Source organism: Variovorax boronicumulans (assembly GCF_029892485.1).
GTDB classification, from domain to species: Bacteria; Pseudomonadota; Gammaproteobacteria; order Burkholderiales; family Burkholderiaceae_C; genus Variovorax; species Variovorax boronicumulans_B.
The window spans coordinates 66,467-87,100 of sequence record NZ_JARXVG010000006.1; the positions used below are offsets into that span (position 1 = coordinate 66,467).

The 20,634-nt window shown below is 67.4% G+C and carries 21 protein-coding genes; 9 read left to right on the top strand and 12 right to left on the bottom strand.

Annotated features, from left to right (window positions below):
* Window positions 1-7 precede the first annotated feature (7 nt).
* Together M2282_RS15525 and M2282_RS15530 are read left to right on the top strand one after the other, a co-directional pair.
* Window positions 8-670 carry an NAD-dependent epimerase/dehydratase family protein gene (locus tag M2282_RS15525; protein WP_280809685.1) on the top strand — a complete coding sequence of 221 codons (663 nt, stop codon included), beginning with the start codon at window positions 8-10 and terminating at the stop codon, window positions 668-670.
* Window positions 671-725: 55 nt separating this feature from the next.
* The gene (locus tag M2282_RS15530; RefSeq protein ID WP_280809686.1) at window positions 726-1,724 is read left to right on the top strand and encodes a Bug family tripartite tricarboxylate transporter substrate binding protein; all 999 of its coding nucleotides are present in this window, start codon (window positions 726-728) and stop codon (window positions 1,722-1,724) included.
* Window positions 1,725-1,733: 9 nt separating this feature from the next.
* Here M2282_RS15530 and M2282_RS15535 read toward each other — a convergent pair whose 3' ends face one another.
* Window positions 1,734-2,549, bottom strand: a complete 816-nt coding sequence (locus M2282_RS15535) for an alpha/beta fold hydrolase (protein ID WP_280809687.1) — start codon at window positions 2,547-2,549, stop codon at window positions 1,734-1,736.
* Between the two features lies 1 nt (window position 2,550).
* Window positions 2,551-3,861 carry an O-acetylhomoserine aminocarboxypropyltransferase gene (locus M2282_RS15540; RefSeq protein ID WP_280809688.1) on the bottom strand — a complete coding sequence of 437 codons (1,311 nt, stop codon included), beginning with the start codon at window positions 3,859-3,861 and terminating at the stop codon, window positions 2,551-2,553.
* A gap of 153 nt (window positions 3,862-4,014) precedes the next feature.
* On the opposite strand from M2282_RS15540, the gene M2282_RS15545 reads away from it, so the two are divergent.
* Window positions 4,015-4,470 carry a CBS domain-containing protein gene (locus M2282_RS15545; RefSeq protein ID WP_280809689.1) on the top strand — a complete coding sequence of 152 codons (456 nt, stop codon included), beginning with the start codon at window positions 4,015-4,017 and terminating at the stop codon, window positions 4,468-4,470.
* A 22-nt stretch (window positions 4,471-4,492) separates the two neighbouring features.
* Here the strand turns inward: M2282_RS15545 and M2282_RS15550 are convergent, their stop codons facing one another.
* The gene (locus M2282_RS15550; RefSeq protein WP_280809690.1) at window positions 4,493-5,470 is read right to left on the bottom strand and encodes a Bug family tripartite tricarboxylate transporter substrate binding protein; all 978 of its coding nucleotides are present in this window, start codon (window positions 5,468-5,470) and stop codon (window positions 4,493-4,495) included.
* A gap of 8 nt (window positions 5,471-5,478) precedes the next feature.
* Window positions 5,479-6,570 (bottom strand): adenosine deaminase family protein, encoded by a 1,092-nt coding sequence (locus M2282_RS15555; protein WP_280809691.1) that lies wholly within the window; start codon window positions 6,568-6,570, stop codon window positions 5,479-5,481.
* Between the two features lie 95 nt (window positions 6,571-6,665).
* On the opposite strand from M2282_RS15555, the gene M2282_RS15560 reads away from it, so the two are divergent.
* The gene (locus M2282_RS15560) at window positions 6,666-7,619 is read left to right on the top strand and encodes a LysR family transcriptional regulator (RefSeq protein ID WP_280809692.1); all 954 of its coding nucleotides are present in this window, start codon (window positions 6,666-6,668) and stop codon (window positions 7,617-7,619) included.
* A 105-nt stretch (window positions 7,620-7,724) separates the two neighbouring features.
* On the opposite strand, the gene M2282_RS15565 is transcribed toward M2282_RS15560, so the two are convergent.
* Entirely contained in the window at window positions 7,725-8,942 is a 1,218-nt protein-coding gene (locus tag M2282_RS15565; protein ID WP_280809693.1) for a polyhydroxyalkanoate depolymerase, read from the bottom strand.
* 97 nt (window positions 8,943-9,039) lie between these two features.
* Here M2282_RS15565 and M2282_RS15570 point away from each other — a divergent pair, with 97 nt between their 5' ends.
* Window positions 9,040-9,696 carry a glutathione S-transferase gene (locus M2282_RS15570; RefSeq protein WP_280809694.1) on the top strand — a complete coding sequence of 219 codons (657 nt, stop codon included), beginning with the start codon at window positions 9,040-9,042 and terminating at the stop codon, window positions 9,694-9,696.
* On the opposite strand, the gene M2282_RS15575 is transcribed toward M2282_RS15570, so the two are convergent.
* The gene (locus tag M2282_RS15575) at window positions 9,693-9,983 is read right to left on the bottom strand and encodes a hypothetical protein (protein WP_280809695.1); all 291 of its coding nucleotides are present in this window, start codon (window positions 9,981-9,983) and stop codon (window positions 9,693-9,695) included. The two genes, M2282_RS15570 and M2282_RS15575, sit on opposite strands and share 4 nt — an antisense overlap.
* Window positions 9,984-10,254: 271 nt before the next feature.
* Between M2282_RS15575 and M2282_RS15580 the strand changes: the two genes are divergently transcribed.
* Genes M2282_RS15580 through M2282_RS15590 form a run of 3 tightly spaced genes read left to right on the top strand, consistent with a single transcriptional unit; the run spans window position 10,255 to window position 15,220 of the window.
* A complete protein-coding gene (locus M2282_RS15580) occupies window positions 10,255-13,446 on the top strand; it encodes an autotransporter outer membrane beta-barrel domain-containing protein (protein ID WP_280809696.1) in 3,192 nt (1,063 codons plus the stop codon).
* The gene (locus tag M2282_RS15585) at window positions 13,446-14,069 is read left to right on the top strand and encodes a DUF4352 domain-containing protein (protein WP_280809697.1); all 624 of its coding nucleotides are present in this window, start codon (window positions 13,446-13,448) and stop codon (window positions 14,067-14,069) included. The genes M2282_RS15580 and M2282_RS15585 overlap by 1 nt, the downstream gene beginning before the upstream one ends.
* Entirely contained in the window at window positions 14,066-15,220 is a 1,155-nt protein-coding gene (locus M2282_RS15590) for a serine hydrolase domain-containing protein (RefSeq protein WP_280809698.1), read from the top strand. The genes M2282_RS15585 and M2282_RS15590 overlap by 4 nt, the downstream gene beginning before the upstream one ends.
* Window positions 15,221-15,224: 4 nt before the next feature.
* On the opposite strand, the gene M2282_RS15595 is transcribed toward M2282_RS15590, so the two are convergent.
* The 6 genes from M2282_RS15595 to M2282_RS15620 are packed head-to-tail and all read right to left on the bottom strand — an operon-like array spanning window position 15,225 to window position 19,395.
* Window positions 15,225-15,572, bottom strand: coding sequence for a DOPA 4,5-dioxygenase family protein (locus M2282_RS15595; protein ID WP_280809699.1), 348 nt, complete (start codon window positions 15,570-15,572; stop codon window positions 15,225-15,227).
* Window positions 15,573-15,579: 7 nt separating this feature from the next.
* Window positions 15,580-16,227, bottom strand: coding sequence for a DUF4166 domain-containing protein (locus tag M2282_RS15600; protein WP_280809700.1), 648 nt, complete (start codon window positions 16,225-16,227; stop codon window positions 15,580-15,582).
* Window positions 16,224-17,270, bottom strand: coding sequence for an SRPBCC domain-containing protein (locus M2282_RS15605; RefSeq protein ID WP_280809701.1), 1,047 nt, complete (start codon window positions 17,268-17,270; stop codon window positions 16,224-16,226). Before M2282_RS15605 ends, M2282_RS15600 begins: the two co-directional genes overlap by 4 nt.
* A 29-nt stretch (window positions 17,271-17,299) precedes the next feature.
* Window positions 17,300-18,241: an SAM-dependent methyltransferase gene (locus M2282_RS15610; RefSeq protein ID WP_280809702.1), complete on the bottom strand. Its 942-nt coding sequence runs from the start codon at window positions 18,239-18,241 to the stop codon at window positions 17,300-17,302.
* A 59-nt stretch (window positions 18,242-18,300) separates the two neighbouring features.
* Window positions 18,301-18,732: a thiol-disulfide oxidoreductase DCC family protein gene (locus tag M2282_RS15615; RefSeq protein WP_280809703.1), complete on the bottom strand. Its 432-nt coding sequence runs from the start codon at window positions 18,730-18,732 to the stop codon at window positions 18,301-18,303.
* Window positions 18,733-18,792: 60 nt separating this feature from the next.
* Window positions 18,793-19,395: a GbsR/MarR family transcriptional regulator gene (locus M2282_RS15620; RefSeq protein WP_280809704.1), complete on the bottom strand. Its 603-nt coding sequence runs from the start codon at window positions 19,393-19,395 to the stop codon at window positions 18,793-18,795.
* Window positions 19,396-19,514: 119 nt separating this feature from the next.
* Between M2282_RS15620 and M2282_RS15625 the strand changes: the two genes are divergently transcribed.
* Window positions 19,515-20,612, top strand: a complete 1,098-nt coding sequence (locus M2282_RS15625; RefSeq protein ID WP_280809705.1) for a PA0069 family radical SAM protein — start codon at window positions 19,515-19,517, stop codon at window positions 20,610-20,612.
* Window positions 20,613-20,634 lie beyond the last annotated feature (22 nt).

A 20,634-nucleotide genomic window follows, 5' to 3' on the forward strand; every position in this document is an offset into this window, starting at 1 on the left:
TCCTCCCATGAACATCCTGATCTTCGGCGCCACCGGCATGGTGGGGCAGGGCGTGCTGCGCGAGTGCCTGCTGGCCGCCGACGTGGAACGCGTCGTCGCGGTCGGGCGCAATGCCACCGGGCAGCAGCATCCCAAGCTGCGGGATCTGGTCGTGAAGGACATGTACGACTATTCCGCCGTCGAGCCGCAACTGCAGGGCTTCGACGCCTGCTTCTTCTGCCTGGGCGTGTCGTCGGTCGGCATGAAGGAAGACGACTACCGCCGCGTCACCTACGACCTCACGATGGCCGCGGCCACCGTGCTCGCGCGGCTCAACCCGGGCATGACCTTCACCTACGTGACGGGCTCCGGCACCGACAGCAGCGAGCGCGGCAGCAGCATGTGGGCAAGGGTGAAGGGCGCGACCGAAAACGCCCTGCTGCGCCTGCCGTTCAAGGCGGCCTGCATGTTCCGCCCTGGCATCATCCAGCCGCTGCATGGCGCGCGTTCCAAGACGCCGCTGTACCACGGCGTCTACACGGTGATCTCGCCGCTGCTCAGCCTGGCCTACCGGTTCTGGCCCGACAAGGTGACCACTTCCGAGCAGATCGGCCTGGCCATGCTGGCCGTGGCCCGCGGCGGCGCGCCGAAGGTGCTGCTCGATCCGGCGGACATCAACGCCTTGCGTTGACCGACTCTCGCGACACGCGGCAGCGGCCCTGCGTTTCTCCTTGCCCGTGCGCGCGATGAAGCAGACCTTTCCCGGCATCTCGCGCCGCCTGCTTCTTTGCGGAGCCTCGGGCGCGGCGCTGGCGGTGCATCGAGCAGCGACAGCACAGGGCGCCTGGCCGCAGAGGCCGATCCGCCTTGTCGTCCCCTTTGCAGTCGGCGGCGGCACCGACATCGTGGCGCGGATGATCGGCCAGGCCCTGTCGCAGCACCTGGGCCGGCCCGTCGTGATCGACAACAAGCCTGGCGCCTCCACGCTCATCGGCACCGGGATCGTGGCCCGCGCCAGGCCCGACGGCTACACGCTGCTGCTCGCGGGTTCCACCAGCTACAGCGTGAATCCGGCGTTGCGCGCGGCGCGCGCCTACAACCCGTCGCGCGACCTGTCGCCCATTGCCATCGTCGCGCGGGTGCCGCTGGTGCTTTTTGCGGGCGGCACCACACCGTGGCACTCGCTGCCCGCGCTGATCGGTGCGGCCAGGGCGCTTCCCGGGCAGATCCGCTACGCCACGTTCGGCAATGCGTCGGGCTCGCACCTCACAGGCGAACTGTTCGCGCTGGCTGCAGGCATCCGGCTGCAGGACATTGCATACCGGGGCAGCAGCCAAGCGATGGTGGCGGTCATTGGCGGGGAGGTCGACCTGGGCATCGACACGGTGGCCTCGGTTGCCCCGCACGCGCGCAGCGGCAAGGTGCGCGCGCTGGGCATCGTGGGCGCCGCGCGATCCAGCCTGTTGCCCGGTGTGCGCACGCTGGCGGAGCAGGGCTTGCCCGAGGCGAGCTTCGACGCCTGGTATGGCTTTGCCGCACCGGCGCACACGCCGGCGTCCGTGCTCGCGAGGCTGACACGCGCCATATCGGAAACGCTGGGCAGCCCCGCATTGCAGGTGCAACTGCGCGCGCAGGGCATCGAGCCGACGATGGTCGGCGCGGCCGCCTTCATGGCGCAGATCGAGAGGGAGATCCCGCGGTACCGCGCGTTGGCGCATCGCGCGGGGATCGCCGCGAACGAATAGCTTGCCTGTTCAGGCCGCTGGCGCGCTCAGGAAGTCGCGCAGCGCGAACAGCGTCTCGTCCGGCGCCTCGCTCATCAGCGCATGACCGGCACGCACGGTTACCACCTTCGCATTGCGCGCCTTGCCGACCAGCGTCTTGGTGGCACGCGCCGGCGTCATCTGGTCGGCATCGCCGAGCAGGAACAGCACCGGGCACTGCACCGCTTCCATCGCGGCCTCGCCATTTGCATAGTCGTTGCAGGCCTTGAAGCCGATATGGAACACGTTGTGTTCGCGGTTGCTCGCGAGCACGCGGCGCATGAGCGCGCGCGAGCTGCCATAGAGCCAGGTGCCGGGGCCCAGCGACGAGGGCGGTGGTGCGAGCAGCGAATGCGAGAAGGTGTTCACCATCGCGATGGCGCGTTGCGGGTCGTTGAGCGCGCCGTCGAGCAGCGCGGGCGACACCACCATCGGATAGGCCGTGCCGACCAGCGCCAGGTGCGTCACGCGATCGGGCGCGCGCGCGGTCGCTTCGAGCGCGATCAGCGAGCCGAAGCTGTGGCCGATCAGCGCGGCCTTCTCGATGCCTGCTGCGTCGAGCAGCGCGATGACGAACTGCGCCGCCTCTTCCACGCTCGCCGGTGGGAAGCCTTCGCTCTTGCAGTGCCCGGGCAGGTCGACCGCCAGCACGTTCCATCCGTGGTTGGCGAACCAGCGGCTCTGCAGGATCCACACGCTGTGGTCGTTGAGCACGCCGTGGATGAACACCACGCTCGGCTTGGCCGCATCGAAGGGCTTGCCGCCGGTGTAGCAGTAGGTGCTGTGGCCATTGACGGTGTAGTGCATGTCAGGCACCTGCCTTTTCCGCGGCCTTCAGCGCGCGCTTGAGGTCGTCAATCAGGTCGGCCGGGTCTTCCAGGCCGATCGAGAGGCGGATCGTTCCTTGCGAAATGCCTGCGCCCGCAAGTGCTTCGTCGGTCATGCGGAAGTGCGTGGTGCTGGCCGGGTGGATCACCAGGCTGCGGCAGTCGCCCACGTTGGCCAGGTGGCTGAAGAGCTTGAGCGCCTCGATGAAGGCCTTGCCCTGCGTGCGGCTGCCCTTGATGTCGAAGCTGAACACCGCGCCGGCGCCGCGGGCGCCGTGGCGCAGCAGCTTCTGCGCGAGCGCATGGCTCGGATGCGATTCGATCAGCGGATGCCCCACGCGCGAGACGAACGGATGGCTCGCGAGGAACTCGACCACCTTCTGCGTGTTGTCGATGTGCCGCTCCATGCGCAGCGGCAGCGTCTCGATGCCCTGCAGGATCAGCCACGCGGTGTGTGGGCTCATCGAGGCGCCGAAGTCGCGCAGGCCTTCGCGCCGCGCACGCAAGAGGAAGGCGCCAACGGTGCTTTCCTCGCTGAACACCATGTTGTGGAAGCCGTCGTAGGCCTGCGTGAGTTCGGCGAACTTGCCGGACTTCTCCCAGTCGAAACTGCCGCCATCGACCACCACGCCGCCGATCACCGTGCCGTGGCCCGAGAGGAACTTGGTCGCCGAGTGGTAGACCAGGTCGGCGCCCCAGTCGAAGGGCTTGATGAGGTAGGGCGAGGTGAGCGTCGAATCGACCAGCAGCGGCACGCCGGCTTCATGCGCGATGTCGCTCACGGCGGGAATGTCGAGCACGTCCAGGCCCGGGTTCCCCACGGTCTCGCCGAAGAAAAGCTTGGTCTCGGGGCGCACCGCGGCGCGCCAGCCATCGAGGTCGCCGGGCTTCACGAAGGTGGTCGCTATGCCGAAGCGGCGCATCGTGTAGTGCAGCAGGTTCTGCGAGCCGCCATAGAGGGCGGTGCTCGCCACGATGTGCGAACCCGCGCCCATCAGCGTGGCGATAGCCAGGTGCAGCGCCGCCTGGCCGCTGGCGGTGGCGATGGCGCCGATGCCGCCCTCGAGCGCCGACACCCGCTGCTCCAGCACCGCATTGGTCGGGTTGCTGATGCGCGAATACACGTGGCCCGCGCGCTCCAGGTTGAAGAGCGCGGCCGCATGGTCGCTGGACTCGAAGACGAAGGAGGTGGTCAGGTGGATCGGCACCGCCCGCGCGCCGGTGGCGGGGTCGGGCGAGGCGCCGGCATGCAGCGCGAGGGTGTCGAAACCGGGGTCGGAATAACCGGGCATGAGGGCCTTTCTGTTGTCTCTCGCAATGCCCCGTTACGTCTGCAAAGCATGCGTGGGCGACAGGGGCGTTCAGGTCGGCGTCGATTGTGGGCTATATTCAAAAACGGCACGCCGCCGAGATAGCCGAGATTGAGGTCTCCAGAGGAGCACACGATGAAAGTCAGCGACATCCTTCGCGTCAAGGGCAACACGCTCTTCACCATCACGCCAGACGACCTGCTGGCAGAAGCCGCCACCACCATGGCGGAAAAGGACATCGGCTCCCTGGTGGTCATGGAACATGGCGACCTGGTCGGCATGCTCACCTTCCGCGAAGTGATCGTGGCCATCGTCGCCAATGGTGGCCAGGTCGGGACCACGCTGGTGCGCAAGGCCATGGACGACGCCCCCGTCACCTGCACCCTGGAAACCGATCTCGACGAAATCCGCCGCATCATGCTGGAGCGCCACGCGCGCTACATGCCCGTGATGGACAAGCGCATGCTGATGGGCGTGATCAGCTTCTACGACGTCGCCAAGGCCGTGGTGGACAGCCAGAACTTCGAGAACAAGATGCTCAAGGCCTACATCCGCGACTGGCCGGCCGAAGACGAGAGCAAGACCGGTTGACCTGCCGGCCCGGCCGCAGCCATCATTCTTTGATGTTGGCTGTCTGCACGATCTTCTGATTGCGGCTGTATTCGGCCTGCACGAACTTGCCGAACGCCTCCGGCGTGCCGCTCCCCGGCAGCGCGCCTTGCTCCATCAGCTTGGAGCGCACCCCTTCCTCCTGCAGCACCGCATTGAGTTCCTGGTTGATCTGCGCGACGACCGCCGGCGGCGTTTTCGCGGGCGCGAAGATGCCGGTCCAACTCACCATGTCGAAGCCCTTCAGGCCCGGCATCTCGTCGAAGGTGGGCACGCTAGGCAGCGCGGCCAGGCGCTTGTTGCTGGTGATGCCCAGTGCCTTCAGGCGCTTGCCGTTCACATGCGGAATGGCGCTGGTGCTCACCAGCATCGCGAGGTCGACCTGGTTGCCGATCACGTCGGTGGCGATCTGCGCGCCGCCGCGGTAGGGCACATGCGTGACGAAGATGCCGCTGCGTTCCTTCAGCAACTCCATCGCCAGCTGCAGCACGGTGCCCACGCCCGAGGTGGCGTAGTTGTACTGGCCCGGCTTGGCCTTGGCGAGCTTCACGAAATCGGCGAAGGTCTGCGCCTCGAGGCCGGGCCGCGCGACCAGGACCATCGGCGCCGTGTTGAGCAGACCCACCGGTGCCAGGTCCTTCAGCGGATCGAAGCGGAAAGCCGTGGGGTTCACGAGCTTGCCGATGGCGATCGCGCTGTCGGGCCCGACCACCAGCGTGTAGCCGTCGGGCGCCGCATTTACCGCCTTGGCCACGCCGATGGCGCCGCCCGCGCCGCTCACGTTGTCGATCACCACCGATTGCTTGAGCCGCTCGCCGAGCCGCTGCGCGACCAGGCGCGCGTTGACGTCCACGCTGCCGCCGGCCGTGTAGGGAACGATCAGCGTGATGGGCTTGGCGGTGGGCCATGCCTGCGCGAGCGCTGCGGTGGGCAATGCAGCGCAAAGTGCGGCGGCAAGAAGAAGGCGGCGTGGCGTGTTCATGGCGTGGTTCATTCGAAGGTGGAGGGCGTGGGTTCGGTGTCGAGGCGGGCGCGCAGCGTGTCGAAGGCCTCGCTCCACTGCGCGCGCCATTCGCGGCGCTGCGTGTCGTCTATCCATGCGCCATCGAGGCCGTTGTGCATGAAGCCGCGCAGGTCGTCCAGGCCGAAGCCGAAGTCGCGCACCATCATCAGCCAGGCCCCGGTGGGCGTGACCTTGTGCAGCGTCGGATCGTCGGTGTTGGGATGGATGCGCAGGCCCAGGCCGGGCATGCGGCGGATCGGATGGTCCAGCGCCCAGCGCTCGGGCGGCAGCGTGCGCAGGTAGTACGAGTTGGTCGGCACCACGGTGAAGAGCACGCCGCGCTCTGCGCATTCGCGCGCGAAGTCGGGCTGGTCGACCACCGTGTAGCCGTGGTCGATGCGGTCCACCTGCAGCACGTCGAGCGCGGTGCGCACGTTGGTCCAGGGCATGCCGAACTCGCCCGCGTGCGCGGTGGTCTTGAGGCCCGCCTTCTTCGCCGCGGCATAGGCTTGGGTGAACAACTCGGGCGGCCGGTCGTTCTCGCGGTAGTCAATGCCGATGCCGATCACCTCGTCGCAGCGGTGGGCGACGACCCACTCGACCATCTCCACCGCCGTCTCGGGGCTGGCCTCGCGGTCGATGGCGGCGATGAGCCGTCCGGTGATGCCGAACTCCAGCTGCGCGTCCTGGATCGCGCGCACGATCGCGGCCTGCGCCAACGCATACGGAATGCCCGAGCCGTGCACCGTGCCGGTCGGGTTCCAGAAGAACTCCGCGTAGCGCACGTTGTGCGAGGCTGCATCCTGCAGGTATTCGAGCGTGAGCTGGTACAGGTCGCCGGGGCCGCGCACCAGCTGGGCGTCGAGCGCACGCAGCACCCGCAGCACGCCGACCGGTTTTTCGCCGCGCGTGTAGAAGCCCCCGATCTCGTCGGCCGCGAGCGGCGCGCCGGCGCGCAGGTTCAGCTGCTTGAAGGTCTGGTGGCGCACCGTGCCGAACAGGTGGCAGTGCAGCTCGACCTTGGGGATCGCGCGGAGGAAAGACTCCAGGGTGAACGCAGGCGGGGTGGGGCTGGTCATGTTGACCAGTCTAGGCAGCGCCAGCCCATAAGGAAAATTTTGAATTTCTATAATTTGATTCACTGAATCGATAACCACCGGTCCCCGGAGACGCCATGGCCGCCTTGCCCCTTCGAGCGCTCACGATGCGCCAGCTGCAGTTCTTCTCGGTGCTGGTCGAAGAGGGCCAGTTCGGCCGTGCGGCCCGACGTCTTGCCATCACCCAGCCCGCGCTCAGCAACGCCATCAAGCAGATGGAGAAGCTGCTTGGCGCCGAGCTGTTGACCCGCTCCACCCACAGCCTCGAACTCACGCCGGTGGGTGCCGAGGTGCTGGCGCGCACCGACTTCCTGGTCAACACCTTCGAGGTGGCGCTGCGCGACATCGAGAGCACGGTGCAGCGCGGCCGAGCCTTCGTGCGCGTGGGCGTGATCCCGTCGGCCAGTGCGCGCGTGGCCGCGGCCGTGAGCGAGTTCCTGGCGAACGGCCAGCGCGAAGTGGAACTGGCCTGGCGCGACGCGCCCTCGACCACGCTGCTGGCCGAGCTGCGCAGCGGCCAGCTCGACATGGCGGTGGCCGCCATCACCGAGCCGCCCGGCGGCCTGACCTGCATCGACCTGTTCCGCGATCCGCTGGTGCTGGTGGTGCGGCGCGACCATGCGCTGGCGGCGGCCGGCGATGCGACCTGGGAGGCCATCGGCCGCGAGCGCCTTGTGCTGTTCGAGAGCGGCAGCATGCCGGCGCTCGGCAACCCGGCACGCGCCCAGTTCGCGCAAGGCGCACAGCCCTACCACGTGAGCTATTCCGAGACGCTCTATGCGCTGGTGCGCAGCGGCCAGGCGCTGGGGCTGATGCCCCGCCTGTACACCTCGTCGCTGCGCGACCCCGAGCTGGTGGTCGTGCCGCTGCTGAAGCCGCGCATCGAACGCCGCGTGGTGCTGGCGTATATGCCGGGGCCGATGCGCAATGTGGTGGCGCAGGAGCTCATCGCGTACCTGCGCGACAAGCTGCCGCAGGCTGGCGAAGTGACCGTGCGGCGGATGACGAAGGGGACGCGGGCCCGGCGCTGATTTCCCTCTGATTTCATGTCCCAGCTCGACGCCGCCGAGAAGGTCAAGGTGGTCACAAGCTGTGACCAGCTCTCAAATGCGTTGTGCCGGCGCGCAACCGCAGGATCAGTGCAACTCGGCCGCAGCGTGAATCGTCTCACGCACCCGCGGATAGATCTGCGTATTCCACTTGCTGCCGCTGAACACCCCGTAGTGCCCGACGCCCGCCTGCAGGTGATGCGTCTTGAGGTACGGCCGGATGCCGGTGCAGAGGTCTTGCGCGGCCACCGTCTGGCCGACCGCGCAGATGTCGTCGCGCTCGCCTTCCACAGTGAGCAGCGCGGTGCGGCGGATCGCGGCGGGGTTCACCGTGCGGTCGCCTACGGTGAGCACGCCGCGCGGCAGGTCGTAGGTCTGGAACACGCGCTCCACCGTCTCCAGGTAGAACTCGGCCGGCAGGTCGTTCACCGCGAGGTACTCGTCGTAGAAGGTGCCGATGGTCTGGGCCTTCTCGATATCGCCTTCGACGAGGTGCTGGAACATGTCCTGGAACTGCTTCTTGTGGCGCTCGGGGTTCATGCTCATGAAAGCCGAGAGCTGCAGGAAGCCGGGGTACACGCGCCGCATCGCGCCCGCATGCGGCCACGGCACATGGCTGATGAGGTTGCGGCGGAACCACTCGATGGGCTTGCTGGTCGCCAGCACGTTCACGCCGGTCGGGTTGATGCGGCAATCGACCGGCCCCGCCATCAGCGTGAGGCTGCGCGGCGTGGCGGGGTTGTCGTCTTCGGCCATGAGCGCGGTGGCGGCCAGCGCGGCCACGCAGGGCTGGCAGACCGCCACCATGTGCCCGCCGGGGCCGATGGCCTCCAGGAACTGGATGAGCTGCAGCGTGTAGTCGTCCAGGCTGAAGCCGCCATGCCAGAGCGGCACGTCGCGCGCGTTGTGCCAGTCGGTCAGGTACACGTCGTGGTCGCGCAGCAGGGTGCGCACGGTTTCGCGCAGCAGCGTGGCGAAGTGGCCCGAGAGTGGTGCAACCAGCAGCACGGGCGGGTGCACGGCCTGGATGTCCTTGCGGAAGTGCAGCAGCGTTCCGAAGGGCGCGGTGAGGGTTTTCTCTTCATGGACAACGACTTGGGTGCCGTCGACCGTCACCGAATCGATGCCGTAGGCGGGCCGCGAATGGGTCAGCCGCATGCGCGAGAACACCTCGAACTGGGCGGCCAGGCGCCGCATCATGGTGCGGTCGGTGCCGTCCTTCCAGAGGGCCTTGCCCAGGTATTGCGCCGCGAGCCGCGAGGGCGAAAAGAGGTCGGCTTGGTTCTGGTAGGCCCGGTACAGCATGCCCTGGGTGCAGGCAAGTTGCGGGCCAGTTCGTGCGCAGCGAACCAAGTGGCATGGCGCTTGCACGCAAGGCATGCAACGACCAAGGAGCTTCCCGATGGCCAAACCCGTTCTCACCATCAGCAGCAAGAACTACGGCGCATGGTCGCTGCGCGGCTGGCTGATGTGCAGGCTGGCGGGGCTGGACTTCAGCGAGAAGATCATCCCGCCCGACGATCCGGCCATGAAGGCCGAGATGCTGCTGCTCTCGTCGTCGATGCTTGTGCCCTCGCTGCAGCACGGCAGCGTGAAGGTGTGGGACACGCTGGCCATCGGCGAGTACCTGAACGAGATCAAGCCCAAGGCCGGGCTGCTGCCCGAAGAGGTGGCAGCCCGCGCCCACTGCCGCGCCATTTGCGGCGAGATGCACTCGGGCTTCAGCTCGATGCGCGGCGCGCTGCCGATGAACATCAAGGCCCACTTCAAGAGCTTCAAGGTGTGGTCGCGCGCGCAGTCCGACATCGACCGCATCGTCGCCATCTGGCGCGAATGCCTCAAGGCCTATGGCGGGCCCTATCTATTCGGCAAGCTGCCGGGCATGGCCGACGCGATGTATGCGCCAGTGGTCACGCGCTTCCTGAGCTACGACGTGGCGCTGGACAGCACCTGCGCGGCGTACTGCAAGCGCGTGATGGAGCTGCCGGCGATGAAGGAATGGGTCGCCGCCGCGAAGCAGGAGCCCGAGGAAATCGACGAGCTCGACGCGGAGTTCTAGTTGACGAGCGGCCGGGTCGCCTGAAAGCGCCCCCGGCGCTGCCGGGGCGGAGGCTGGATGTCGTCATTGCCAACGCGTTGACCGAGGTCGCTGGCGAACCATCGAAAGACGTTGGCCTGGTTTCTCCAGCCGTCGCTGAATCGCACGAAAAGAAAGCCCCGCTCTGCGTTGCCGAGTGCATCGACCGGGATGCCCGCGGCGCGCAAGGCGGTGATCTCCTTGTCGGATTCCATGCCGAACGGCAGTTTCAAGGTAATCGTCGCGCTGTGGATGGGGTGCCTTGGCATTGCTTCGCCTCCTTTTACTTCTATGGGGCCAGTTGATCCGAAGGAGGCGGTTGGTGGCATCCCTCGTTCATAGGAGGCGCATCGGGGGTTTGCCCTGTTGTCGTCAAAAGACAACCGGAGTGGGTTCGCTGCAGAAATCAACCCTTGGAGATTCATAAAAATACATTTTCCGTGAGAAAGTAGCACTTCGTCACAACTTGAATGAGTGCCGCGTCTTGAGCTTTCCTGAGAACGGGGCTTGCGCGTCGGGTCACGTTTCCGAGGACATCGCTTGCTCTACCCCTGCACAAGTCGACCCCGCGCGGTCGGGATATCCACCGGCGCGGCCAAGGACGGTTCGCAGCACCTGGTGCCGTTGCTCGCCGTCGCGCTTGTTGTCGCGGCCATGGGACGCCCCGTCGTCGCGCTCGCCGCCACGACCTACGAAGGAACCCTCACCGGTGTGCAAGCCAACGACCAGGCCGGCGGAACCGGCAACTATTCGCCGGCCTATGTCATCACGCCCTCGCCGGGCACGCTGCACTACGCCTTTGGAGCGGACGACAGCATCTACGTGCGAGGCGCCAGCGGCGACGTATACGGCGTTCTGCTGACTGCGGCTTCCGGCTCGTCGCCCGTGGTGCTCGATTCCGCCGGCGGCAGGTTGAATATCTCCTCGGCCAACAGCGCGCCGGGTTCGGCCTCGCCCTCGGTCCTGGCACTGTCGAGGGGCATCAGCGTCGATGGTGGCAGCCGCGTGCTTGTGGTCAACGGCAATGCGTCCGTGTATGCCCAAGCCGACAGCAAGGAAAGTATCGCCATCGGCGTGAACGTGTCTGGGGGCACGGTGACCTTCAACGGCGATACCTCAATACGCACCAGCACGCCGGGCTATTCGCGCGGCCTTTGGGTCTACCAGGGGCAGGTCACGTTCAACGGAGACACCACGATCGTGGTGAGCGGGAAGCGGTCGGACACCGATGGGGTCTACAACTCCGGCGGCGGCGCAAGCAGCGTCACCTTCAACGGCAACCTGACCATTTCATCCACAGGCCAGTACCCCAGCGACAACGTACACGGCATCTACAACGACAACGTGAACAGCCGGCTGCATGTGACGGGCGACCTGAAGCTCACCGCTGCGGCCAACGGCTCGACGGTCTTCGGGGTCCGCAACCAGGGGGTGCTCAACATCGACGGGGACGCCAGCTTCACCGCCACCGGAAGCCGCTCCGCGTTCGGCATTGCCAACACCCACACGACGGCCCGGATGACTTTCGGGGGCAACGTGGACATCGCGGTCACCAGCACCACCGGTTACGCCCCTTTCGGAAATCCGACGGGCATCGAAAACAAATACCCGGGCACGTCCTCCATCAACTTCGGCAAGGCGGTCACGGTCAAGGTGTCCGCCGCGGCCGAGGCCTATGCCGTCAACAACGCCAGCACGCTGAATTTCAACTCGGCAACGAACAACGTGGCGTTGCAGGTCGCCTCGTCATGCAGCACCTGCGATGTCTACGGCATCCGCAACGACGGCGGAACGGTGAAGGCCGCAGGCGGGTTGAGCATTGCGACTTCGCCCAGCGGAACGGGCAAGGGCTACGCCATATGGAACGTAGCCGCGGACGTGCGCAATGCGACGGTCACGGTCAACGCCGCGGGCGGGCAGCCGGTGAAGCTGCAGGGCGACCTGGTGACCGGCAGCGTGACGAACGCTGGCGGCACCAAGTACACCGGCGCATTGAACGTGAACCTGGACACCCCGGACTCGTACCTGCGCGGATCGGTCGGCGGCTTCGTGGACCCGAACACATCGGATACCACGGTCTTTACCGCCGGCTCGCCCAACCTGTCGTTTACCAAGGGCGCCTCGTGGATTCCCACCGGCACCGGCACCATGGCTGCCGACCTCGGATCGGGCACCCTGGCCCTGGCCAACGGCGGTGCGATCGACATGGCCGCAAGCTGGGGAAGCTTCAGTCCCGCAAGCATTCCCGCCCACTCGCCGCGCGTGCTCGATATCCAGAGTTCGACCAACGCCGCGACCGTCAACCTGGGAGACGGCGCCACCTTTCGCATCCTCAGCGATGTGCGCAACGGCGTGGCCGACCGGATCCAGTTTGGCAGCGGCGTGACGGGCTTCAACGCGACCGGAACGCAGGTGGTCAACGTGGTGTACGACCCCGCGCTCAACGACACCAGCTGGGTCAACGCCTCGACGGCGAAGACCGGCACGGTGATTCCGGCGAGCAAGCCCATCGTCGTCATCGACGCCTCGGCGGCCGGCGGCGGCACGGCGCGGCTGCAGGCCGTCCAGGGCGCGACGAGCCAATGGAGCTACGAGAACGACCTGGTGCGCTTCACGTACGCGCCCAACGTGGCGCTCAGCGCGGACGGCAGCCAGGTCGTGCTGAATGGCCTGACCATCGCGGGTTCGGGCACGGCCGCGGAGACCGGCACCGACGCAGCGGCAGGCGCTGCGAGCGCCAGTTCAGGGTTGAGCACATCCGCGGCCGGTGCTGCCGGCGCTGTGGCGCGCATCACGCCCTCGGAGTCCGTGAAGACCGCCGCCGAGGCCGGCGACAGCCTTCGCAACCTCTGGGCCCTGCGCGCCAACGGCATCGCGCGCAGGACCGAGGCGCTACGGCGCGACACCGCCCCCGAAACCACCGGCATCTGGGCCGAAGTGGACGGCGGCGGCTTCGATGCGCGCACGGCCTACGCGAGGTCCTACGGCCAGAGCTATGGCGCCCTGTCCGTCGGCGTCGACCGGCGCCTGGGCGACTTCGGCGGCTGGAAAAGCCATGCGGGCGGCTCCGTGAGCTACATCAATTCCAGCGCCGGCTATGAGCGTGGAAACGGAAAGGCGTCCGCGATCGAGCTCGCCGGCTACGGCATGTGGGCCGACGGCCTCGGCACCTACCTGCAGATCGGCGCACGCACCGCGTCGCTGGAGAACAAGTACGCGTCCACCGATTCGCTTTCGCGGCGCGTCACCGGCACCTACAAGACCCAGGGCTACGAAGTCAGTGCCGAAGCCGGGCATCGCTTCCCGCTGCCGCAAGACGTGTTCGTGGAGCCGCAGGTCGCGTTGACCGCGAGCCGCCTGGCGGCCGACAGGCACACCGCAAGCAACGGCGTGGCCATCAGCCAGGACAGCCTCGACGCGGGTTCGGTCAGGGTCGGCATGCTGCTGGGCAAGTCGGTGCGCTTTCTCGAGTTGAGCGGCGACGTGTATCTCAGGCTCTCGGCGATCAACTACTTCGGCGACAACCTGGCGGTCACGGCGGCCAAGGGCGGCGGCAGCCTTCCCGTCGAGAGCGAAAGCCGCAACGGCACTGGCGGCGAAGTCGGGCTGGGCGGTCGCTTTGCCTTTCTGCCGCGCCGGGGCTTTGTCTATTTCGAGGCGTCCAGCCTCGCGGCCAGGGGCATCCGGCGAACATGGACCCTGCGCTCGGGTCTGCGCTACGAGTGGTCCTGATGGAAAAACCGCATCAATGGGCGATTGCGCGGTGGCGTGGCCGGGGCGCGCTGGCTGCACTGCTGTTCGCAGCCGGCGTGGCTTTCATGCCTGTTCTCTCCATCGCGGCAGAGGCAGACGGCAAGAACTTCGCCTGGGGCACGCAGGTGACGCGGGACAACGTCGCCTTCGAATTCCAGGAGGCCAGGTATGCCAACCTGGTCGTGGACAGCAGCGTCGAACCGCCGAAGCAGTACAAGGGCGACTTCGTCCTGCTGCAGGTCAACATCACGAACACCGCGGAGCAGGCGCTTTTCGTGCGATTCCAACCGGTGTTCCGATTGATCGATGCCAAGGGGGCGCTCTACGAGCCGCATGAAGTGCTGACGAAGCTGGTCAACCCGCCACAGGAAGGCCAGGCCGCTTTCGGCGATCCGCTTGCCGCGGGGCAGAGCATGCAGCGGCGCGTGCTCTTTTCCGTGCCGAAGCAGCCCTACAGGGCCGTCGTGATCGTTCCACGCAGCGCCGAAAAGGCCGACGACGGTGTCGTGACGTACGCGGGCCCGTACTTCTTCTATGACCTGGCGCCGCTTCGTTCTTCGCTGCCGGCAAAGGGCGCCAGGGCGGCGCTGAAGAGCCCGTGACCAACCCAGACCCTGTCGGCCGCCGGGTGCCAGGCGGAATCGCCTGCCCGCTGTGGATGCGGACGATCTGCTGCGCCGGCGCCTTCGCGCTTCTTCTCGCGAGCGGATGCGCGGCGACAACGCCCGCACCGCAGGCGACATTCCCGAGCGCGTCATGGGAGGCAACGCCCGAGGCGGAACTCGGGCCGGCCTGTCGCCGCGACCTCGACACCACGCGCGACTACGTTCGCACGCTGGACACCACCGCCCTCATGGCCGTGCAGGATGGCCGCGTGCTGTTCAGCCAGGGCCCGGTCCAGACGGTCAGCATCGTTTTCTCGGTGCGCAAGAGCGTGCTGTCGATGCTGTACGGCAAGTACGTGGCGAACGGCACCATCGACCTCGACCGCACGCTGGCCGATCTGGGCATCGACGACACGGGCGGCCTGCTGCCCATCGAGCGGCAGGCGAGATTGCGCGACCTGCTCGCCGCCCGTTCGGGCGTCTACCACGCGGCCGCCAACGGTGGCGACGACGCGGTCGCCGCACCTGCACGCGGCTCCAAGGCGCCGGGCAGTTATTTCCTCTACAACAACTGGGACTTCAATGCCGCCGGCACCGCCTTCGAGCGCCTGACCGGGCGCGGCATCTACCAGGCCTTCGCGACGGATCTGGCGACGCCGCTGCAGCTGGAAGATTTCGATCCGGCCCGCCACAGGCGCAGCGGCGACGCCAGCCGGTCGGAGCATCTGGCCTATCCCTTCTTTCTGTCCACGCGCGACATGGCGCGCCTGGGCTACCTGATGCTGCGCCAGGGCAACTGGCGCGGACAGCAACTAGTTCCGGCCGACTGGGTGGCGCAAATCACGCGGCAGACCACACCGGCCGCGCAGATGCATCCAGCGCACACCGCGCGGCGCGGTTTCGGGTACGGCTACCTGTGGTGGCTGCTCGAAGAACCGCCGGACTCACCGCTCAGCGGTGCCTACATGGCGTGGGGCGTGCATGGCCAGTACATCCTCGTCGTGCCGAAGCGGACGATGGTGATCGCGCACAAGCGCCAGGTACCGGTGGCGGGCAACTGGGATGTCAGCTGGGTCGGCCCGACCGAGTTTCTGCGCGCCGCGCGCATGCTGGCCGCGGCACCCTGCCGGGCAGGCGAGGGGCGCTGAAGCGTCAGCGCCTGAACATCCGCAGGTCGAGCGCGCTCTCTTCGCCGAGCCACATCGCATGCGCCGTGTGGTCGGCGAGGTCGTCGCCCGTCACGCCGTGCACGAAGATGTCCAGGCCGTTGCGGTTGGCATCGAGCCATTCGATCACCTGGTCGAACTCGGCCGCATCGAAGGCCAGCTGGCAGCTCCAGTGCGGATGCGGGCCCACCAGCCGCTCGTGCACGCGGCCCACGATCACCATCAGTTCCTTGCCCGCGCGCTCGCAGAGTTCGCGCGCCTGCGCCAGCGTGGCGGGGCCGAAGTAGACGTGGGCGTGGTATTGCGGATAGAGGTTTTCGGGGCGGCGCGGCATGGTGCGCTCATTGTGGCCCCGGAAGCGCGTTCGGGCCCGGGTGCGGCGCCAGGTGAAAGCGGCCGCTGTAGCGGAACACGTCGCCGAACCAGCGGTGGCGCAGCAGCATCTTCATCGTGAAGTGGTCGGGGCTCGATGGGTCGGGCCGCTCCTCGACATACGCGGTGCCCATCAGGAGCCCGAGCGGCAGTGGAATGCGCAGGCCGCCGATGCGCCAGATGTAGCCCCGGTCGCGGAACACCAGCGCGCCGTCTTCCGCGCTCACCGCCAGGCGCATGCCGACGCCGAAGCGCACGTACTCGATCACCTCGGCGCCGTGCGCTGCCAGGTGTTCCATGTGCGAGCGGAAGTGGAAGGGCTTGCGGCCCTCGAAGTGGAAGACGCGGTCCCAATACAGGTTCGCGTCGTCGGGATCGCAGCGGTAGTGCACCTCGATCGGCACGCCGGCGCCCGTGTACGGAACGAGCGCCCCGAACAGGCGGCCGAAGGGCATCAGCAACGCAGCCCATGGCGCGTGATGGACCTCGTTCATCGTGCCGCGAACGCAGACGTAGTCATCGGAGAAGGGCGCCATCGTGTAGTGCCGGCGAATCACCTCGCCCAGGCGCTCCCACGCCGCACCGAGCGCCTGCTGGAAGACGGGTTGCCGATTCATCGTGCGGCCATTGCCAAGGCACCTTCGCTGCGCACCTTGTAGAAGTGCAGGATGTGCTCCGAGAAATCGCCGAGCAGGAACTGTGCGACGCGGTCCGCATACCAGTTGAAGCGCGTGCTCACGCGCCACGACACATCGATGCGCAGCTCGGTCCCGCCGTCTCGCGGCGTCAGGGTGAAGGCCGAGTCGCGCAGGTCGAAGTAGTGGCCGCCGATCACCACGTGGTCGTCGAGCGCGCCCGCGGGAAAGGAGTCGGGTGCGAAGCGGTACTCCCACTTCATGTGCTGCTGCGGCTGCCACTCGGTGATGAGTTCCTCGAAGTGCACGTCCTTCTGCCACCGCACCTGGCGCACGCGGCCTTCCGGCGTCTCGTGCGTCACGCCGGCCAAGGGCATCGGCACGCCGATGCGGTAGGCCCAGGCGTTGCCGACTTCGTCGGGCCGGATGTCGCGCGCCTGGTTGATCTCGTGCCATATGCGTTCGGCCGGGGCAGCGATGAAGAGCGTGCGCGAAGTGGTCGAGAAGCGGTCGGGGTTGGGCAGCTGCGGCTCGATGGCGCCGAGCACCAGCGGCAGCACCGCAAAGCCGTAGAGCGCGGGCCGGGGCCAGCGGGTGACGCGGCACACCAGCCCCATCGCAAGCCCGCCGACGCTGCCCATGACGGCGAAGAGCGGCACGATCACGACGGCGCAGATCATTCCCTCGATGAAGACCAGCAGCGTGCCGATGACGAAGAGGGCGGTCGAGACCCACGGCGCCCAGATGTAGTAGCCCCAGCTGCGCCGCTCGATGCGCTCGGCCATGTATACCGTGACAGCGCCGCACACCGCGGGCGCCAGGTAGATGAAGGCGCCGAGCATCGCCGAGAAAGGACGGCCCGGTCCGCCGCTGAAGGCGATGCGCAGCACGAGCGCGGCCGCCGCGCCGACCAGCAGCGGCCAGAACCAGGCGAAGGGCATGCGGCGGCGGGGCTCGTCTCCGGCGTTGTCCGTGGTGGCGGAGGTCAGCTCGGAGAGCCTGCTTTCGTCGGGGTCGGTGCTCATGGAAATCGCTTCTCCTCGTCTTGAATCGATCAGCCGGCGCGCCTGGCGGTCACCATGAGGTAGTCGAAGTCGCGCCAGAACATGCCCAGCGCCAGCGCGCAGTAGCTCGCGACGATGTGCTTGCGCCGCCATGGGCTCAGCCTGCCGCGCGCCTTCCAGAGCTCGACGAGCGTGAAGCGCGTGGCCAGCACCGGGATGTGCAGCGCGCTCGGTGCGACGCGCCAGCGCAGCGACTTGCATTCGATGTCCTCGAAGCCGTGGTCGCGCAGCGCCGTGGCGAAGTCGTCACGCACGGCGAGCGTGGGCACGGCCCAGCTGTCGGCCCAGAGGCGGTGCAGCCAGTCGGCGATGCGGCCGGGTTTCCTGCGCAGCAGGAAGCCATCCACCACCACGAGCCGCGCGCCGGGCTTGAGCAGGCGCGCGGCTTCGCGCACGAAGTCGGCCTTGGCGGTGCCTTCGGCATAGCAGGCGCTCTCGAGGGCCCAGGCGCCGTCGGCCTGGGCGGTGGGGAGGCCCGTGCGGGTGTAGTCGGCTTCGATGTGGGCCAGGCGGTCGGCCACGCCGGCTGCGGCATCGAGCCGTGCCGAGATGCGGTTCTGCACCGGCACGTTGGTGACGGTGACCGCGTAGAGCGAGCGGTCGTCGCCGACCAGCGTGCGCGCGGTAGCGCCGGCGCCGCAGCCCATGTCGATCACGCAGCGGCGTTGGCCTTCGGCGGGCTGCATGTCGTCGAGCCGCAGCGCGCGGCCGACGGCGCGGTTCATCTCCACCAGCATGCCTTCGCGGCGCAGCGGATTGAGCCCCGCGCGCCAGAAGCCGAAGTGCATGTTGTAGCTCGGGCTCCACGCGCTGTAGTCGACCGCGACTTCGGTGAAGTAGTCCTGCGTGTCTTCGGTCGTGATCGCCTGGGCGGCGGGGTGCGCGGGCGCTTCGGACGGCAGGCGGAAGTCGGGCTGGAAGACGTTGGGCATCGAGGCTCTTTCGGCGGTGGTTCTTGCGGTTCCCGGCGGGGCCAGACAGCGTGACCGTTTCAGAAGCGGCAGCGGTCGTCGGCACAGGTGGCCGGCGCGATCGCGCCGCGGTCTGCCAGCCGCGCGACGAGCCAGCGCGGCAGCCGGTAGCGGTTGCGCGCAAGCACCGCATAGGCGCGATCGGCGAGGGCGCCGACGAGCGGCAGGTCGAGCAGGGCACCGCCGGCCGGCAGGCCCACGGCGGCGCGGCAGGCGCGGATCGCGGCAACACCGGCGAGAACCCGGCCCGCCGCGTCGACCGTGTGCATGGCGGTCATCAGCGCCTCGCGCGGCGCCGGACCGCCGGAGAAGCCCAGGGGCGAGCAGTCGACGAGGCTCAGCCGGTCGGCCGCATCGCGTGCCCGCATCGCGGCCATTTCGGCCACGCACAGCGGGCAGGTGGCGTCGTAGTAGACGGTCAGCGGATAGGTAGCGGGAGCGATGCGAGCCATGGCGTTCTCGGTTCTCGATATTTCAGTCAAAACAGAAATAAATAGGCAAAAAAAGACAACTCAGATCATCGGCAGGCTGGCATGGTGCGCATCCGGGTCGTCGCCCTTGCCGGCAGGGGTGGCGGGTGCGGCAGGGGCTGCATCGCCGCGCACGAACTTCTGCACGCTGGCCCCGAGCGTCAGCACCTTGTCGAGCGTGCCGGGCGAGAGCCGCAGCATTTCGTCGGCCCAGGTGGCGAGCTTGTCCATGAGTTCCATGGTGGAGCGGATGCGGTCCTGCGCATCGGGCGGCTCCTTCTGGAAATCGGGGCTGGAAACGAGTTCGCGCAGCACGCGGGTGGTCGGGTCGAACTCGCGCTCCTTGCGCTCGCGCACCACGGTGCGGAACAGCTCCCACACATCGACGCTGGTTTCGAAATAGTCGCGCCGGTCGCCCAGGATGTGCGTGACGCGCACGAGGTTCCAGGCCTGCAGTTCCTTGAGGCTGTTGCTGATGTTGGAGCGCGCGACGCCCAGGGTGTCGCAGAGCTCTTCGGCATGCATCGGCTTGCCGTGGGCGAAGAGCAGCGCATGGATCTGCGAGACCGTGCGGTTGACGCCCCACATGGAGCCCATTTCGCCCCAGTGGACGACGAACTTGCGTTGAATGTCTGTGAGTTCCATGAGGCCGAGTCTAGGATTTCCAATATTTCTGTCAATAGAGAAATAGAAAAATCACCAGGCGCCCGTGAATGATGAAATACTGTATGAATAAACAGTAAATTCCAACCCGAGGATTTGCCATGCCACCCACATCCCCCATTCCGATCCACATCATCAAGGGCCGTGGCGCGTCCACGCGGCTGGCGCACCGTTTCTCCAAAGACGAGCGCAATGCCTTCGACGACGGCTGGGGCACGCTCGAAGAAGGCGTGGCCGAGGCCGACGAGCTCATGCCCCTCGCGACCGAGGTGCGCTTCGAGGATGTGAAGTCGGTGCTTACCGGAAACGAATCGCCCGACATCTACTTCGACCGGTCGCTCAACCCGTACCGCGGCTGCGAGCACGGCTGCATCTACTGCTTCGCACGGCCCACGCACAGCTACCTGAACCTCTCGCCCGGCCTCGATTTCGAAACCAAGCTCATCGCCAAGCGCAACATCGTCGAGGTGCTGCGCGCCGAACTCGGGCGCAAGAGCTACCGGCCGAGCCAGATCGCCATCGGCACCGCCACCGACTGCTACCAACCCATCGAGCGCGAGCTGCGGCTCACGCGCTCGGTCATCGAGCTGCTCAAGGAAGTGCGGCACCCGTTCGCGCTGGTCACCAAGTCGAGTGCCATCGAGCGCGACCTCGACCTGATTGCGCCGATGGCGGCCGACCACCTCGCCGCGGTGTACATCACCGTGACCACGCTCGACGGCGAACTCGCCCGCAAGCTCGAGCCGCGCGCCGCCGCGCCCCATCGGCGGCTGCGCACCATCCGCACGCTGGCCGAGGCGGGTGTGCCGGTGGGCGTGAGCGTGGCGCCGCAGATTCCGTTCGTGACAGAAGACATGGAACACGTGCTCGAAGCGGCCTGGGAGGCAGGTGCACGCAGTGCGTTCTACACGGTGGTGCGGCTGCCATGGGAGGTGGCGCCGCTCTTCAAGGAATGGCTCGCGCTGCACTACCCGCAGCGCGCGGACCGAATCATGGCGCGCATCCACGAGATGCGCGGCGGCAAGGACTACGACGGCGACTTCGCCACGCGCATGAAGGGCAGCGGCCTCTGGGCCGACCTGATCCACCAGCGCTTCCAGAAGGCGACGAAGCGCCTGGGCTTCAACCGCGAGCGCATTCCGATGGACCTCACCGCATTCCGGCCGCCGGGGGCGGAGGGGCAGGGCAATCTGTTCTAGCGACCGCGCCGATGCACGGCAC

Bases quoted from the DNA above. Each gene is read 5' to 3' on its own strand.
- M2282_RS15560 (WP_280809692.1), top strand. From the start codon at position 6,666: ATGGCCGCCTTGCCCCTTCGAGCGCTCACGATGCGCCAGCTGCAGTTC.
- M2282_RS15550 (WP_280809690.1), bottom strand. From the start codon at position 5,470: ATGAACACGCCACGCCGCCTTCTTCTTGCCGCCGCACTTTGCGCTGCA.
- M2282_RS15605 (WP_280809701.1), bottom strand. From the start codon at position 17,270: ATGAGCACCGACCCCGACGAAAGCAGGCTCTCCGAGCTGACCTCCGCC.
- M2282_RS15530 (WP_280809686.1), top strand. From the start codon at position 726: ATGAAGCAGACCTTTCCCGGCATCTCGCGCCGCCTGCTTCTTTGCGGA.
- M2282_RS15575 (WP_280809695.1), bottom strand. From the start codon at position 9,983: ATGCCAAGGCACCCCATCCACAGCGCGACGATTACCTTGAAACTGCCG.
- M2282_RS15625 (WP_280809705.1), top strand. From the start codon at position 19,515: ATGCCACCCACATCCCCCATTCCGATCCACATCATCAAGGGCCGTGGC.
- M2282_RS15585 (WP_280809697.1), top strand. From the start codon at position 13,446: ATGGAAAAACCGCATCAATGGGCGATTGCGCGGTGGCGTGGCCGGGGC.
- M2282_RS15610 (WP_280809702.1), bottom strand. From the start codon at position 18,241: ATGCCCAACGTCTTCCAGCCCGACTTCCGCCTGCCGTCCGAAGCGCCC.
- M2282_RS15555 (WP_280809691.1), bottom strand. From the start codon at position 6,570: ATGACCAGCCCCACCCCGCCTGCGTTCACCCTGGAGTCTTTCCTCCGC.
- M2282_RS15540 (WP_280809688.1), bottom strand. From the start codon at position 3,861: ATGCCCGGTTATTCCGACCCCGGTTTCGACACCCTCGCGCTGCATGCC.
- M2282_RS15595 (WP_280809699.1), bottom strand. From the start codon at position 15,572: ATGCCGCGCCGCCCCGAAAACCTCTATCCGCAATACCACGCCCACGTC.
- M2282_RS15620 (WP_280809704.1), bottom strand. From the start codon at position 19,395: ATGGAACTCACAGACATTCAACGCAAGTTCGTCGTCCACTGGGGCGAA.
- M2282_RS15600 (WP_280809700.1), bottom strand. From the start codon at position 16,227: ATGAATCGGCAACCCGTCTTCCAGCAGGCGCTCGGTGCGGCGTGGGAG.
- M2282_RS15525 (WP_280809685.1), top strand. From the start codon at position 8: ATGAACATCCTGATCTTCGGCGCCACCGGCATGGTGGGGCAGGGCGTG.
- M2282_RS15615 (WP_280809703.1), bottom strand. From the start codon at position 18,732: ATGGCTCGCATCGCTCCCGCTACCTATCCGCTGACCGTCTACTACGAC.
- M2282_RS15545 (WP_280809689.1), top strand. From the start codon at position 4,015: ATGAAAGTCAGCGACATCCTTCGCGTCAAGGGCAACACGCTCTTCACC.
- M2282_RS15565 (WP_280809693.1), bottom strand. From the start codon at position 8,942: ATGCTGTACCGGGCCTACCAGAACCAAGCCGACCTCTTTTCGCCCTCG.
- M2282_RS15535 (WP_280809687.1), bottom strand. From the start codon at position 2,549: ATGCACTACACCGTCAATGGCCACAGCACCTACTGCTACACCGGCGGC.
- M2282_RS15570 (WP_280809694.1), top strand. From the start codon at position 9,040: ATGGCCAAACCCGTTCTCACCATCAGCAGCAAGAACTACGGCGCATGG.